Raw genomic sequence first — 14,512 nt, forward strand, 5'->3', positions numbered from 1 at the left:
TAAATTGGTTTTACTGGAAAACGAAAGTGCGTGGCGGAAAATGGCGAAATTTATTCTACCGAAACTGGAAATAACGATAGACCTACATGGACTTGCAGCCGTCCGAGTTCTTCAAGCACCTAGATATGGAATAGCAAAAGCCAGTCGTTTGACTGGCTTTTTTGCTTCTATCTTCTCCGATTTGACAATTCCGAAAAATTGTTTAAATAAGAAGAAGGCGTTTCCGAGGCGCAATCTAAATATAATCAGCCGATTGAAAAAGTCAATCCCCGAATATAAAAGAATTGCTCCAGTGAAAACGCTGGGGCAATTTTTATTAACGGGGCATCAATGTTCGTAAATATTGCCAGTAGGAGCCGATATAAGTCGTAATGCAGAGAGTCGCGTTAATAAACTTCACTGCTTGAGCCTGACCAAAATTCGATAGGGCTTTGTAGAGCGATAGATCGATACTGTATTGGACGGACCTACAGCCCAACTAAAATTTTATAGGGTAAGTGCTAGAAGAGTTGTGAACAGAGCACAAGTGAGAGTAATCTCGGACCACGTTTACAGGGGGTTATGTTCCTGAACCGAGATATTGCAGCACATAACATGACTGCATGCCGGGTATGTAGGTGTTTTATCAGCTAGACCAAGCTCATAAATCATACATATTCTAGGCCTGGTAAGAGCCGCTATTCGGGCAACAATTTCGTTGACCTTTAAGCAGAGCTTTGCCGGGCTTAGTAGTCTGAAAGACGGATAAGCCGGTAAAGCTTAAAGACAAACTAGTCTACGAAGTAGACTATATAGAGTACAGTACAGATCCAATACTAGAGATCTATATAAATAACCATCAATAGAGATCTGTACCCGTAGGGTAGATATTAACGAAGTTAATATAAACGGACGGCGGCCACTTAAGAGCACGTTTTTAGGAAATTTTTGGCTTTGGCGGCTCGCCAAGGAAATTTTTGGCAATCTCCAAGAATTTTTCAAACCGCTGCCGGAGTCTGGATCTCAACTCCGCATTTTTCTTTCTCTCCGTTGCCAACTCTTCGTCCTTTTTAAGCAACTGGTCTTGCAGACGAAAGACAAGGCCAGCATCACCAAATTTTTCATTGATTGCGGTTGCATAGACTTCCCTTCTGGCTTCTATTTCCTTTCGCTCCTCTTTGATTTCTTCCCTCTCCAAGACCACAGCCTTGGTTTCCTTGAAAAATTTCATTTGCAGCTTCTGGAAATTGAGCATGGAGAATTGCTTGTAAATGTCCGCCTCATGTTTTATGTCTTTTATTAGGGGTAAAACGCATTCAGAAAATTTTTTCTTGAGCATGTCTTCTGACATTCGCTCTTTCCAAGTGAAATAAATTCCGCCTATGAGTTCACGGAATTTTTCCTCATATGCAGGACTGCTTTCCAAAATCTGCTGAACTTTTTGAATGGTGTACTCGTAATCACCCGCTTCCTGGTGCTTCGCCTTGGAACCTTTTTGACCTCGCACCAATCCCCATTTGCTATTGTTTTCTGCAAACCTCGTTTGCAGGTCTGCAAGGAATTCTGGATTGATATGGCGAGAACTCAATGACCAGGTTTCCTTAAAAAACTCCCCCTTTTGATTTTTGTACCGCTTCATGGACTTCTGTTCAGTGGTCACAAAAAAATGAATATGAGGTGTCTTTTCGTCTAGGTGGAGTACGCCGAATTTGAGTTGATCACCAAATTCTTTCCGCATGAACTTGACCTGATCAGCGGCCCACTTCCCAATGTCTTCGATTGACTTCCCCTCAAAAAATCCAGGCGAAGCAATGGCAAAGTATTCAAAGGCGAGCACATTGTTTTTCTTTTCCTTGATACCCAACTTCTGATAGTGCTCGTTCAATTTGGCAGTGAACTCCGCACCCGAAGTACAGTCAATGCCGAAGTCATTGACCAAAATTTGATTCAACTCGCTACGTGAGGAATCGATATTTTTCTGTTTTCTTAACCGTAGGTTGTGCCGCATGGCACCTGCTAGGTGGTACCTATTTCTGATTTTCTTGGTGCGAAGGCATGCATACATTGGCTTGACTTCGTTCTTGTTTTTATATGCCATATTGCGGGCTTTTTATCGTTCTTTTTGCCTCCTGCCCTATATAAAGCGTAACGCATAAATGCCGAAAGGCAAGAGCAAACCCCTTTGACGTTCATTTCATGAACATCGCCTACTATGCAAACCCACTACGCTGCGCTCCGGGGTTTACGTAGGCCAAAGGGTTCCCCTTTGGATTCCCAAAAGCAAAGTCAAAGCCCGGACCTTGAGGACCTGTCCTCAAACTCCTTTCCGAATGCCAAAAAAAATGCCACCTATCGGTAGCATTTTTATTTGACACTCGGCCTATTTTATCTAATCTGTCACCTATCAAATTTGATAGTTGACATTGCTTGAATAGGTGTTACTCCACTCATTTTTTTGGCTTTGGATTCGAGGCTTCCTCAATATCTTTTTTTATTTTTTCGAATATCTTTTCCACACTTTTTGTTCCATGGAGAAGATCTGATGATTGATTTAGAACTTCTTTTATATCGGAATCTGACATGCCATGCTTTTTTAGACGTCGCCTTAGTTGATTCCGTCTTCTTCTGAAATTAATGACTTTACATATCTCCTCGCAGTGATAACCCGCTGCACAGAGATTTTCCACGAAGTCCTCCTCCATTGGGTCAAGCTCAATCTGGAGGGAATTTTCAATTTTATCGATGCATTCTTGAGGTGAACACGAGCTTGGTTTAATTCGCATTTTCAATAACTCAATTAGTTCAATTAGTTTTCGAAACCACCTCATACCTTGCTCCTTTTTCTGAACAAGGTATGAAACCAGCAGAAAAAGTCAAATCTTGGTTTTCTCTTTCTCGGCTTTCGCTGCTGCCTTCTTACGTAACTTTATGGCTTTCTCGTTCACGAGGCCCGCCAAAATATGTTCGTTTTTGAACTTGAATTGGAACTTGGCGAAGTCAAAACCCCAATCCATTTTCTCTAACACGGAGCGAATATTCTGCAAAGAATATTCCGCACCGTAGACTGTTTGGGTCACGTCCTGCTCCTGACTGTGCCCCAAAATCCATTTCCGCAATGGCAAATCCAAGCCCAAATCTACCATTGCCGCTCCGAAGTTTTTCCGCAGGCTATGGAAAGATTTTTGGGATTCGTCCACCTTGATCAACTTCTGCTTGTATTGGGTCCAGTTGTAGGAAACATTTTTGGCATATCCATTGGAAGCAGTCTTGATAAGGTAGGGAAATAGCAAAGAGGTTTCCCCATACTTTGCTTTGACAAGTTCGTAATACTCCAAAAAATTCGTCTGGAGCAGTTGGGCAGGCATGGGAATTTTTCGGACAGAGGAAGGTGTTTTAACTTCCTTATCGTCACCGTCGTCATTGACGTCAATGAGCCAGATTCCGTTTTCCTGATAAACGTCGTTGATATAAAGCTGCGTGATTTCGTCTTCACGTAGCCCCATAGTCAGACCTACCAGAGGAGCAAAAAATAGATCGGGCTTCTTGAAACGGCGTTTGTATTCCTCAAATTCTTCAACGAACAGTCGTTGAATTTCATCTTTTGAGTATGGAATCCACGAATTGGTGTGCTTGGCTCGTTCCGATTTTTTGACCAAGTGCATATTCGCAAATGGATTTTCATATGGATATTTTCCAGCACCAATAGCGAAGTCAAAATAGCCTTTGAGGGTTTTTGTGTAGTTATCCACCGTCAGAGGGCTATCCTGTTCCTTGATTACGATTTCACGGTAATCACTGGCTTGGGGCTTGTGGATCTCGTCAATGTAAATGACTCCACGGCCCTGATAGTAGTCAATGAATTTTTGAATGCGAGGAAAGTAGCCGTCCTGAGTTGACTGGGAAAAGGTCTTGACCTTGGCTACCTTGTACGAGTCAAACAGGTCTATAAGACGATAGCGAGCCGCTGCATGTGGGGTAGTAGCTTCCACCTGCTTTTGAACGATTAGAGGCTCTTTAAATCGTCCTATACGCTCAATGGCGTCCTCATAGGCAACTCGTTCTGCCTCAACTTCCATATTGAAATCAATTTTGACTCCATTGGGCAGGCTGACCGTGAGCTCCCTTGGATCAACCAGTTCAAGTTTTTTCTTCGTATCCATGACCCATTTCTCAAAAGCCAGAGCAACTTGTAACGAGCGTAAGTATGCCTGCTTTCGGTCTTTGGTCCGAAGGCTGTGAACTAACTTTGTGGAGCTAACGTGAGGGTGGAGTACAGCAGGAACGAACAGGCGAAGGTAGAACGTGCCGTGTCGGTTTTGGTAGGTGTTTTGCAGCATGGCGAACCCCAAGGTTGGGGTTGCGGCACCTAGGAAGTGCTACACCAATTGCTACACCACAAAGCAAAACCCCTTTGTAACCTATTGATTACAAAGGGGAAAATGTCTTTGGGGTGGCTGATGGGACTCGAACCCACGACAACAGGAATCACAATCCTGGACTCTACCAACTGAGCTACAGCCACCGTAGCTCGACATTATAGCCTGATAATTTCCGGTCTCGCCCCGTTTGCCACAGTCTCTCCATCGGCCAGAGCCGAGGCATGTGGACGCGGCACCGGCTGCGCCCGCGCCGGCCGCGCGCAGCCGCCTTCAGGCGCGCCGGTGCACCAGGATCACCCCGGCCAGGATGCACAGCATGCCCGCCACCGCCATGGGCGCCAGCAGGTTGCCCAGCACCGCGTAATCGAGCAGCGCGGTGACGGCGGGCACCAGGTAAAACAGGCTGGTCACGTTCACCAGGTTGCCGCGCTGGATCAGCCGGTACAGCAGCCACTGCGCCAGCACCGAAATGCCCAGCCCCAGGAACAGCGCAGGCAGCCAGAAGCCCGCGCTGCCATCCAGGCGCAGCGGCTGCACCTGCGCGAACGCCAGGCACACGGCCAGCGTCACGGCGTATTGCAGCGGCAGCACCTGCAGGGGTTCCTGCCGCACGCGCTTTTGCACGATGGCGCCGGCCGTGATGCAGGCCAGTGCCCCCAGCGCGAAGGCCAGGCCCGCCGCCGCGAAGCGCGTGGCCACCAAGCTTTGCCACACCACCATGGCCAGCCCGACCAGCGCCAGCAGCAGGCCGCCCAGGCGCGCGGCGCCAAAGCGCCGCTTTACCAGCGCCAGCGTGAGGATGGGCTGCACGCCCAGCAGCGTGGCGATCAGCCCCGGCGTGATGCCGTGGGCCATGGCCTGGAAGTAACACACGGAGTACAGCGCCACCATCAGCAGCCCGGCCAGCGCCACCGTGCCGCGCGTGCCCGCGGCCGGCCACCAGCGCCCGCGCCGCCATGGCGCCACGGCCAGCAGCGCAGCGAACGCCGCGCCGTAGCGCACCAGCAGCACGGCCGAGGGCGAGCCATGGTCCAGCGCCCAGCGCGTGAAGATGGCCGCGCTGCCCCACAGCAGCACGAACATGGGCATGGCCCCCCACGAGGCCCAGGAAGAGGTACGAAAAGACATGGATATCCCATCCGTCAAGAAACAAGCCCAGTGCGCAGCGGGCGGCAATGCCCCGCGCAGACGAGGAGGCCGAGCCGGAAGTCAGCCCAGGAGGACGTGCGCCGGCGGTGGCGGGCAGGCCGCCACGGCGTGCTGGATGGGAGGGGGAGGGTTGCCCGCGCGCACGCGCAGGCCGGCGGCGGGCCGGGCGCGAAGCTGGTGCGAGGGCAGGAGGGACATGGGCGGCGAGTGTAGTGCGGATCAGAACACGCCCAGCGCCAGCCCCGCGGCCAACGCCTCGCCCAGGGCGTGGCATCGCTCCAGCTCGTCGGCGCCGATCTGCTTGGGCGCCAGGATGGCCTCGGGCGTCTGCGCGTGGGTGCAGACGATCAGCGGCTCGGCCACCTCCTTCAGGCGCCAGCCCGTGGCGATGCGCGCAATCTGCCGCGCGGCGTTCTGGCCGTCGCTGCCGGCGCAGATCAGGCTGGCGTAGGGCCGGCCGTTGATGCGGTCGAGCACCGGGTAGTAGCAGCGGTCGAAGAAGTCCTTGAGCTGCCCGCTCATGGCCGCCAAGTTCTCGGGCGTGGCGAACAGGTAGCCCTGCGCGGCCAGCACGTCGTCCGGGCCGGCCTGAGCCGCGTGCAGCAGGCGCACCGCCACGGCGGGCTCGGCGACGGCGCCGGCCTGCGCGGCCTCGGCCATCTGGCGCGTGCCGCCGGTCAGCGAGTGGTAGACGATCAGCAGGGTCTTGGGCGCGGTGGACATGCCCGCATTGTCCCGCTGCCCGGGGGGAATGGTCAGAAAGCGTCTTCGGCCATGTCCGCGCAGGTGGCGTCGCGCGTGCACACCACGGCCAGCCAGGCGCCGGTCTTCGGCAGTTCGTAGTGGAAGAAATAGCGTGCAGCGCCCATTCTGCCTACGCTTGCAGCTATGGAAAGCGAAGCATCCTTGGCAAGCACGCTGTCCGCCACGTCCAGCCACATCCAGGCCAGCACCACGTGGCCGAAGGCCTGCATGTAGGGCACGGCGTTGGCCAGGGCCTCGCCCGCGTTGCCCGTGGCCCAGGCGGCCCGGGTGGCGTCGATCACGTCCCGCAGGGCCTGTTCGAGCTGGCCGGCCCAGGCGGCCAGCCCGGGCCGCTGGCGCGCCTTGGCGATGGTGACGGCGACGGTGCGCGCGAGCAACTGCAGCCCAGCCCCGCCCTGCATGACCACCTTGCGGCCCAGCAGGTCGGCGGCCTGGATGCCGTGCGTGCCCTCGTGGATCATGTTCAGGCGGTTGTCGCGCCAGTACTGCTCCACGGGAAAGTCGCGCGTGTAGCCGTAGCCGCCGTGGATCTGGATGGCCAGCGAGTTGGCCTCCAGGCAGAACTCGCTGGGCCAGCTCTTGGCGATGGGCGTGAGCACCTCCAGCAGCAGCCTGGCATCGGCGGCTGCCCCGGCATCGCCCGTGCGGCCCTCATCGACCAGCCGCGCGCAGTACAGGTTGAGCGCCAGCGCGCCCTCGCCGTAGCTCTTTTGCGCCAGCAGCATGCGCTTGACGTCGGCATGCTCGATCAGGCGCACCTGGGGGCTGCTGGCGTCCTTGCCGCCGCTGCCGATGGGGCGGCCCTGCAGGCGCGTCCTGGCGTAGTCCAGGCTCGCGTAGTAGCCCGCCAGTCCCAGCATGGTGGCGGCCATGCCGATGGAGATGCGCGCCTCGTTCATCATGTGGAACATGCACTTCAGGCCCTCGCCCGGCTTGCCGACCAGGTAGCCGATGGCCCCTGCCCCCCGGCCGTCCAGGCCGCCGCCCTGCCCTGCGCGCACGGGGTACCTGCCCTCGCCGAAGTTCAGCAGCGTGTTCGTCGTGCCGCGCCAGCCGAGCTTGTGGTTCAGCCCGGCCAGGGCCACATCGTTGCGCTCGCCGGTCAGCTTGCCTTCGGTGTCCACGAGCTTCTTGGGCACGATGAACAGCGAAATGCCCTTCACGCCCGGCACCGGCTTGCCGTCCGGCCCCGGGATCTTGGCGAGCACGAGGTGCACGATGTTCTCGGTCAGCTCGTGGTCGCCCGCGCTGATCCACATCTTGTTGCCGCGCAGGCGGTAGCGCGGGCCCAGCGGATCGGCCTCGAAACCCGCGCCGTCCGGCTCGGCGCGCGTGGCGATGTCGCTCAAGGACGAGCCCGCCTGCGGCTCCGACAGGCACATGGTGCCCGCCCAGCGGCCGTTGAACTCGTTGGCGGCGAACACCCGCTGCTGCATCGGCGTGCCGTGAACGAGGATGGCGTTGGCGTTGCCCGTGGTCAGCAGGTTGGAGCCGATGCTGATCGACGCGCAGGCAAAGAAACTGTTGGCCGCCGACTCCACCACGTAGGGCAGCTGCATGCCGCCCAGCTCGTAGTCCTGCGCGGCGCCGAGCATGCCGCTGTCGGCATAGGCCTGGCGCGCGTCGTGCGTGCACTGGGGCAGGATGACCTTCTCGCCGTCGAACCGGGGCTCCTGCGTGTCGACGGTGCGGTTGAACGGCGCGTACTTCTCGCGCGCGATGCGTTCGCAGGTGTCGAGCACGGCATCGAAGGTCTCGCGCGAGTGGTCGGCAAAGCGCGGCCGGGCGGTGAGCGATGCGGCGCGGAGCCAGTCGTAGAGCAGGAAGTCGAGGGTGGAGCGCAGGGAGGTGGTCATGCTGGAAATTATGGGAGGCATGCCCTGGGGAGACATGTCCTGTGCGTGACGCGGTGGAAGCTGGTTCAGCGGAGGGTCGATCTTGTTGTTCTAGATGGCGGAAGCCGACCCATTGCGAACTCCCAACCGGACGTTCGGGATCGCTCCACTGCTTCACCAACTTCCGTCCACCTGTGATGCGCCGCTGCCGTCCCGTCCTGGAAGCCTTGAAGCGCCCCAGTCATAGACTTCATCGACATCAAGGGGCGCTATGTGCCGTTGACCAAATTCCTAGTCAATCGACTCTGTAACGCCTGCTCTCGAGGTTGCAGACAGCTACGACTGAGAAGAGACCGCTGAGTCCTTCCAGCTTCGGCAGCCATGGCAAAGGCCTCGTCCGATATTTCATACGAGCAGTCAAGAACATCCTGCAGCAACTTCCTTGCATTGCAACTGTCCAGCACAGCACGTGAGCAGCTTGGTGATGGTCAATGCATCGGCCCGCCGAGCCGTTTGCTCGCCCTTGATATCGCGTAGTTCACGAGGCAGTAAAGCGCCGCGACAACGAGGTACACGGGTACCAGCGCGTGGTAGTTGGCGATGAGCACCTTGGCGTTCTGCATGAGCTCACCGTAGGTGACGACGTAGCCGAAGGTGGTGTCCTTGACCACGATGACCAGTTGCGCGACCAGTGCCGGGACGATGTAGCGAAGGGCCTGGGGGAAGACGACGAGGAAAAAAACCTGGGCTTCGGTCAGCCCCAGGCTTCGCGCCGCATCGGTCTGGCCGCGGGGAACGGCGAGCACGCCCGCGCGGTAGACCTCGGCCACCACGGCGGCGGTGGCCAGGCCGATGGGCAGCGTCAACATCCAGTAGGTGCTCAGCTTGATCCCGACCGACGGAAGCACCAGAAAACACACATAGATGAGCAACAGCGTCGGCGTGCCGCGCAGGAACTCGATCACCGCGATGCTCGGCCAGCGCACGAGCCTCAGCCGCGCCAGGCGCCCCATCATCAGCACCAGCCCGAAGGCCAGCGCGATGACGGCGGCCATCGCCGCCGATGCCAGCGTGCCAAGCAGGCCTCTGCCCAGGAAGGCCCAAGTCGTCGGCCAGGCGAAGAATTCCCAGAATCGGGCGTCGAGCTGCCCTGCGGCATGGAACCGGAACACGATGCCCGCAGCCAGCAGGAGCAGCACGGCCGCTGCGGTCACGCTGGCCACCCGTATGGCGGTCTGGGCCCGGGGGCTCGGCGCACCAAACAGAATGTCTTCCAGAGGGCGGCTCATCGCAGGATCCGCACCTTCTTTTCCAGGGCGGCGCCAGCCCAGGCGATGAGCAACCCGGTCGCCACGTACATCGCGGCGGCCACCGCGAACGCGGGAATACCGGCGGCAGAATCGGTGGCGATCTTGGACACGAGCGCGGTGAGCTCCCGGCCCGGAAACGGTACCTGCGATGCCAATGAGGTGGACAACATCAGCGCAATGAGCAGCGACGTCATCGGCTGCACCACCGCGCGCAGCGCCTGCGGCAATACCACCGCAGAGATGATGCGCATCGGCCGCAGCCCCAAGCTGAGTGCGGCCTCAATTTGGCCGCCAGGAATGGTGTTGATGCCCGAGCGCAGGTAGTCCGCCGTGAACGCGGAGCAGACCAGCGCCAACGTCAGGATCACGCTGGGCTCATAGTCAATCACGACGTTGAGATCGGGCAGCGCGAACACGATGAAGATCAGCAGCGCTACGCTGGGAATGTTGCGGAAGATCTCGACGTAGCCGGTCAGGACGAAGCGCAGCGGCGGCAGCGGAAGGAGCCGAAGCACCGTCACGACCATACCCAGCAGAAAGCCGGGCACGAACGACACTACAGTGAGCTTCCACGTCAGCAAGAGGGCCTGCCCGAAGGCAGGCCCGTAGTCGGCCAGGAGCCTGGAAACATCGCCCATCGGTTATGGGAGGGTGGGCGGCGTCGGAACGGCTGTGCTGCCGGTGCGCTGTCCGATGGAGATGGCCCAGAGCTTGGCCCAGGTGCCGTCGGCTTCCAGTTTTTTCAGGAGGGCATTGATGAAGGCCACGCCGTCCGAGCCCTTGGGCAGTCCGACGCCGTAGGGATCCTGCGCACCAAAGGGCGCGCCCGCCAGCCGCGCGTCGCCGGTGCCGAGGCTCAGGGCGTTGAGCAGCAGCGTGTAATCGGTCACGTAGGCGTCCACGCGTCCCTGGCGCAGTGCATCGAGAGCTTCCTGATGCGTCTGGAACTCTTGTACGACAGCCTTGGACGCATACTGCGCCAGGATCGCGGGCCCCGTGGAGCCGGCCTGCGTGGCGACCTTCTTGCCGGCCAGATCGTTGTACGACTGAATCGTCTTGTTGTTCGCCTTGACCAACACCCCAGCCTGCGAGGTGTAGTAAGGGCCGGCGAATGAGATCTTCTCGGCGCGGGCGGGGGTGATGGAGTAGGTGGCGAACACCATGTCCACCTGGTCGTTGATGAGCACCTGTTCGCGCGTGGACGAGGTCACCTGCGTGAACCGGTACTTGGCTCCATCGCCCAGGATGTAGCGGGTGATCAGCTGGGCCAGACCGGCGTCGAAGCCGCGGATCTTGCCGTCTTTTTCGTTGAGCAGCGAGAAAAGATTCGAGGTCTGTGTGCCGCCGAGACGTAGCGTACCGGCCTGCTTGATCTTGCTGGCCCAGGTGCTCGAGCGAATAGTCGCCGCGTCGGCAACGGGGCCCTGCGCCACCAGTGCGTCAAACGCCGCTGCATCGATGGGCGTGCCCTGTGCGAAAAGCGACCCACCGGTCACGATCGCCAGAGCCACCACGGTGGATTTCAGAATGGATTTGATCGACATGCGGTCCTCTTGGATGGTCTGTGACGTGAATCAATATATAGCAGCTATGGAATGCGCGAGCTGCTTGTCCGGTCCGACCACCGCTACCAGTTCATCGCAAGAAAATAATCCTTTATACCCCTTAACGCCCACCCAGCAATCTCCAGCAGCTATCAAAACAAAAGCAAACGCCCCGCGCAAGCCTTCCAGCCTGCGCGGGGCGTTGGTCTTCGGAGAGTCGTCAGCGCTTACAGCACCTCAAACACCCCCGCCGCCCCCATGCCACCACCAATGCACATGGTCACGCACACGCGGCGGGCAGCCCGGCGCTTGCCTTCGATGAGCGCGTGGCCCGTGAGGCGCTGGCCGCTCACGCCGTAGGGGTGGCCCAGGGCGATGGCACCGCCGTTGACGTTCAGGCGGTCGGCGGGGATGCCGAGCTTGTCGCGGCAGTAGAGCACCTGCACGGCGAAGGCTTCGTTGAGTTCCCACAGGTCGATGTCCTGCACGGTGAGACCCAGTTTCTTGAGCACCTTGGGCACGGCGAAGACGGGGCCGATGCCCATTTCGTCGGGCTCGCAGCCGGCCACGGCGAAGCCGAGGAAGCGGCCCAGGGGCTTGAGGCCCTTGCGGCCGGCGTATTCCTCGCTCACCACCACGCAGGCGCCGGCGCCATCGGAGAACTGGCTGGCGTTGCCCGCCGAGATCAGCCCGCCGGGCAGCGCCGGGCGGATGCCGCTGATGCCTTCCTTGGTGGTGCCTTCGCGCGTGCCTTCGTCGCGGCTCACGGTGACCTGCCTGGTGATCAGGCCCAGCGTCTTGTCGGCGATGCCGGCAGTGACGGTGATGGGGGCGATCTCGTCGTCGAACTTGCCTGCGGCCTGGGCGGCGCAGGCTTTTTGCTGGCTGGCGGCACCGTACTCGTCCATGGCGTCGCGGCCGATGCCGTAGCGCTTGGCCACCATCTCGGCGGTCTGCAGCATGGACCAGTACAGCTCGGGCTTGGTGATCGAGTGGTCCATCAGCATGTGCTGGTTCATCTCCTGCTGCACGCAGGAGATGCTTTCCACGCCGCCGGCCACGTACACCTCGCCCTCGCCCGCGATGATGCGCTGGGCGGCGGTGGCGATGGTCTGCAGGCCCGATGAGCAGAAGCGGTTGATGGTCATGCCCGATGTGGTGACGGGCAGGCCGGCCTTGAGCGCGATCTGGCGCGCGATGTTCATGCCGGTAGCGCCTTCGGGGTTGGCGCAGCCCATGATGACGTCGTCCACGTCGGCCCCGTCGATGCCCGCGCGCTGCACGGCATGCTGCACCGCGTGGCCGCCCAGGGTGGCACCGTGGGTCATGTTGAACGAGCCCTTCCAGCTCTTGGCGAGCGGCGTGCGGGCGGTGGAAACGATCACTGCGGATGTCATGTCGGTGTTCCTTGTTCTATAGGGATGCTCTCGATCAGGCGAAGGCCTTGCCTTCGGCGGCGAGGCGCGCCAGCAGGGGCGCGGGCTCCCAGGCGCGCGCGTCGTCCAGCGGGTTCCTGGCGAAGCGCTTCATAGCCTGCACCACGTTGAACAGGCCCACTTCGCTCGCGTAGTGCATGGGGCCGCCGCGGTGGATGGGGAAGCCGTAGCCGGTCAGGTACACCATGTCGATGTCGCCCGCCTTGCTGGCGATACCCTCTTCGAGGATCTTCGCGCCCTCGTTGACCAGCGAGTAGACGAGGCGCTGCACGATTTCTTCGTCGCTGATCTTGCGCGGCGCGATGCCCAGGGCCTTGCGGTGCTCCTCGACCATCTTTTCGACCATGGGGCTGGGGATGGCGTCGCGCTTGCCGGGCGCGTAGTCGTACCAGCCCGCGCCGGTCTTCTGGCCGAAGCGGCCCATTTCGCAGAGCAGGTCGGCCGTCTTGCTGTACTTCATGTCGGGCTTTTCCACGTAGCGGCGCTTGCGGATGGCCCAGCCGATGTCGTTGCCGGCCAGGTCGCCCATGCGGAACGGGCCCATGGCGAAACCGAACCTCTCGATGGCCTTGTCCACCTGGCTGGGCGTGCAGCCTTCGTCGAGCAGGAAGCCGGCCTGCTGGCTGTAGCGCTCGATCATGCGGTTTCCGATAAAGCCGTCGCACACGCCGGAGACGACGGCCGTCTTCCTGATCTTCTTGGCGATGGCCATGACGGTGGCGAGCACGTCCTTGGCCGTTGCCTTGCCGCGCACCACCTCCAGCAGCTTCATCACGTTGGCGGGGCTGAAGAAGTGCATGCCCACCACGTCCTGCGGGCGCCGGGTGAAGGCGGCGATCCTGTCCACGTCGAGCGTGGAGGTGTTGGAGGCCAGGATGGCGCCGGGCTTGGCGACTTGGTCGAGCTGCCTGAACACGGCCTCCTTCACGCCCAGTTCCTCGAACACGGCCTCGATGATGAGGTCGCAGTCCTTGAGGTCGTCGTACGAGAGCGTGGTGGACAGCAGGGCCATGCGCTGCTGGTATTTGTCCTCCTTGAGCTTGCCTTTCTTGACCTGGGCCTCGTAGTTCTTGCGGATGGTGGCGATGCCGCGGTCCAGCGCCTCCTGCTTCATCTCCAGGATGGTCACGGGGATGCCCGCGTTCAGGAAGTTCATGCTGATGCCGCCGCCCATGGTGCCGGCGCCGATCACGCCCACCTTTTTGATGTCGCGCTTGGGCGTATCCGAAGGTACGTCGGGGATCTTGCTCGCGGCGCGCTCGGCAAAGAACAGGTGGCGCAGCGCGCGCGACTCGGGCGTCCACATCAGGTTGATGAACAGTTCGCGCTCGTACTGCAGGCCGTCGGCGAACTTGCGCCTGGTGGCGGCCTCCACGGCGTCCACGCACTTGGCGGGCGCTGGGAAGTTTTTGGCCATCCCTTTGACCATGTTGCGCGCGAACTGGAAGTACGCGTCGCCCTCGGGGTGCTTGCACGGCAGGTTGCGCACCAGCGGCAGCGGACGCGCTTCGGCCACGCTGCGCGCGAAGGCCAGGGCTTCCTCGGGCAAGGATTCGGGCGAGGCGGCCATCCTGTCGAACAGCTTCTGGCCGGGCACGGCGCCGATGAACTCGCTCTTGACCGGCTCGCCGCTCACGATCATGTTGAGCGCCGCCTCCACGCCCACCACGCGCGGCAGGCGCTGCGTGCCGCCCGCGCCGGGCAGCAGGCCCAGCTTCACCTCGGGCAGCGCCACGCTGCAGCCGGGCGCGGCGATACGGTAATGGCAGCCCAGCGCCAGTTCCAGCCCGCCGCCCATGCAGACGCCGTGGATGGCGGCCACCACGGGCTTGGCGCAGTTCTCGACGGCGCTGATGACGGAGTGCAGGTTCGGCTCCTGCAGGGATTTCTCGGTGCCGAACTCCTTGATGTCCGCGCCGCCCGAGAAGGCGCCGCCCGCGCCGGTGACGACGATGGCCTTGACGGCCGCGTCGGCCTGCGCGCGCTCCAGGCCATCGACGATGCCGCGCCGCGTATCAAGGCCAAGCCCGTTGACGGGCGGGTTGTTGAGGGTGATCACGGCCACGTCGCCGTGGACCTGGTATTCAGCCGTCATGCTGTCGTTCCTCTTGGATC

General features: G+C 59.8%; 12 protein-coding genes, 1 tRNA gene and 1 pseudogene. All 14 read right to left on the minus strand.

Annotated elements, in window-relative coordinates; genetic code table 11:
- Positions 1-916: 916 nt before the first annotated feature.
- On the minus strand, positions 917-2,077 hold the full coding sequence (locus ALIDE2_RS24580) for a plasmid recombination protein (protein ID WP_081471091.1): 1,161 nt from the start codon (positions 2,075-2,077) through the stop codon (positions 917-919).
- A 349-nt stretch (positions 2,078-2,426) separates the two neighbouring features.
- Positions 2,427-2,666 (minus strand): hypothetical protein, encoded by a 240-nt coding sequence (locus tag ALIDE2_RS25045; RefSeq protein ID WP_148262977.1) that lies wholly within the window; start codon positions 2,664-2,666, stop codon positions 2,427-2,429.
- Between the two features lie 186 nt (positions 2,667-2,852).
- On the minus strand, positions 2,853-4,139 hold the full coding sequence (locus tag ALIDE2_RS24585) for a site-specific integrase (RefSeq protein WP_013722581.1): 1,287 nt from the start codon (positions 4,137-4,139) through the stop codon (positions 2,853-2,855).
- Positions 4,140-4,151: 12 nt separating this feature from the next.
- Positions 4,152-4,316 (minus strand): annotated as a pseudogene (locus tag ALIDE2_RS25785) (DUF6538 domain-containing protein); the annotation flags it as partial.
- A 109-nt stretch (positions 4,317-4,425) separates the two neighbouring features.
- Positions 4,426-4,501, minus strand: a tRNA-His gene (locus tag ALIDE2_RS16060).
- 127 nt (positions 4,502-4,628) lie between these two features.
- The gene (locus ALIDE2_RS16065; RefSeq protein WP_013722582.1) at positions 4,629-5,486 is read right to left on the minus strand and encodes a DMT family transporter; all 858 of its coding nucleotides are present in this window, start codon (positions 5,484-5,486) and stop codon (positions 4,629-4,631) included.
- Between the two features lie 81 nt (positions 5,487-5,567).
- Positions 5,568-5,705 carry a hypothetical protein gene (locus ALIDE2_RS25205; RefSeq protein WP_158306328.1) on the minus strand — a complete coding sequence of 46 codons (138 nt, stop codon included), beginning with the start codon at positions 5,703-5,705 and terminating at the stop codon, positions 5,568-5,570.
- Positions 5,706-5,726: 21 nt separating this feature from the next.
- A complete protein-coding gene (locus ALIDE2_RS16070) occupies positions 5,727-6,230 on the minus strand; it encodes a flavodoxin family protein (RefSeq protein ID WP_013722583.1) in 504 nt (167 codons plus the stop codon).
- Positions 6,231-6,262: 32 nt separating this feature from the next.
- Positions 6,263-8,128: an acyl-CoA dehydrogenase gene (locus ALIDE2_RS16075; RefSeq protein ID WP_174764502.1), complete on the minus strand. Its 1,866-nt coding sequence runs from the start codon at positions 8,126-8,128 to the stop codon at positions 6,263-6,265.
- Between the two features lie 467 nt (positions 8,129-8,595).
- Entirely contained in the window at positions 8,596-9,396 is an 801-nt protein-coding gene (locus ALIDE2_RS16080; RefSeq protein ID WP_013518431.1) for an amino acid ABC transporter permease, read from the minus strand.
- On the minus strand, positions 9,393-10,055 hold the full coding sequence (locus tag ALIDE2_RS16085) for an amino acid ABC transporter permease (RefSeq protein WP_013722585.1): 663 nt from the start codon (positions 10,053-10,055) through the stop codon (positions 9,393-9,395). The genes ALIDE2_RS16080 and ALIDE2_RS16085 overlap by 4 nt, the downstream gene beginning before the upstream one ends.
- Before the next feature lie 3 nt (positions 10,056-10,058).
- Complete coding sequence (locus ALIDE2_RS16090; protein ID WP_013722586.1) at positions 10,059-10,961, minus strand: glutamate ABC transporter substrate-binding protein; 903 nt, start codon at positions 10,959-10,961, stop codon at positions 10,059-10,061.
- Between the two features lie 227 nt (positions 10,962-11,188).
- Positions 11,189-12,358 carry an acetyl-CoA C-acyltransferase gene (locus ALIDE2_RS16095; protein ID WP_013518428.1) on the minus strand — a complete coding sequence of 390 codons (1,170 nt, stop codon included), beginning with the start codon at positions 12,356-12,358 and terminating at the stop codon, positions 11,189-11,191.
- A 34-nt stretch (positions 12,359-12,392) separates the two neighbouring features.
- The gene (locus ALIDE2_RS16100; protein ID WP_013518427.1) at positions 12,393-14,492 is read right to left on the minus strand and encodes a 3-hydroxyacyl-CoA dehydrogenase NAD-binding domain-containing protein; all 2,100 of its coding nucleotides are present in this window, start codon (positions 14,490-14,492) and stop codon (positions 12,393-12,395) included.
- Positions 14,493-14,512: the final 20 nt, after the last annotated feature.

The sequence above is a fragment of the Alicycliphilus denitrificans K601 genome (assembly GCF_000204645.1).
GTDB lineage: Bacteria > Pseudomonadota > Gammaproteobacteria > Burkholderiales > Burkholderiaceae_C > Alicycliphilus > Alicycliphilus denitrificans.

Coding starts and splice junctions, on each gene's coding strand:
- ALIDE2_RS16095 (WP_013518428.1), bottom strand. CDS start 12,358: ATGACATCCGCAGTGATCGTTTCCACCGCCCGCACGCCGCTCGCCAAG.
- ALIDE2_RS16080 (WP_013518431.1), bottom strand. CDS start 9,396: ATGAGCCGCCCTCTGGAAGACATTCTGTTTGGTGCGCCGAGCCCCCGG.
- ALIDE2_RS16075 (WP_174764502.1), bottom strand. CDS start 8,128: ATGACCACCTCCCTGCGCTCCACCCTCGACTTCCTGCTCTACGACTGG.
- ALIDE2_RS16100 (WP_013518427.1), bottom strand. CDS start 14,492: ATGACGGCTGAATACCAGGTCCACGGCGACGTGGCCGTGATCACCCTC.
- ALIDE2_RS24580 (WP_081471091.1), bottom strand. CDS start 2,077: ATGGCATATAAAAACAAGAACGAAGTCAAGCCAATGTATGCATGCCTT.
- ALIDE2_RS16090 (WP_013722586.1), bottom strand. CDS start 10,961: ATGTCGATCAAATCCATTCTGAAATCCACCGTGGTGGCTCTGGCGATC.
- ALIDE2_RS24585 (WP_013722581.1), bottom strand. CDS start 4,139: ATGGATACGAAGAAAAAACTTGAACTGGTTGATCCAAGGGAGCTCACG.
- ALIDE2_RS16085 (WP_013722585.1), bottom strand. CDS start 10,055: ATGGGCGATGTTTCCAGGCTCCTGGCCGACTACGGGCCTGCCTTCGGG.
- ALIDE2_RS25205 (WP_158306328.1), bottom strand. CDS start 5,705: ATGTCCCTCCTGCCCTCGCACCAGCTTCGCGCCCGGCCCGCCGCCGGC.
- ALIDE2_RS16070 (WP_013722583.1), bottom strand. CDS start 6,230: ATGTCCACCGCGCCCAAGACCCTGCTGATCGTCTACCACTCGCTGACC.
- ALIDE2_RS16065 (WP_013722582.1), bottom strand. CDS start 5,486: ATGTCTTTTCGTACCTCTTCCTGGGCCTCGTGGGGGGCCATGCCCATG.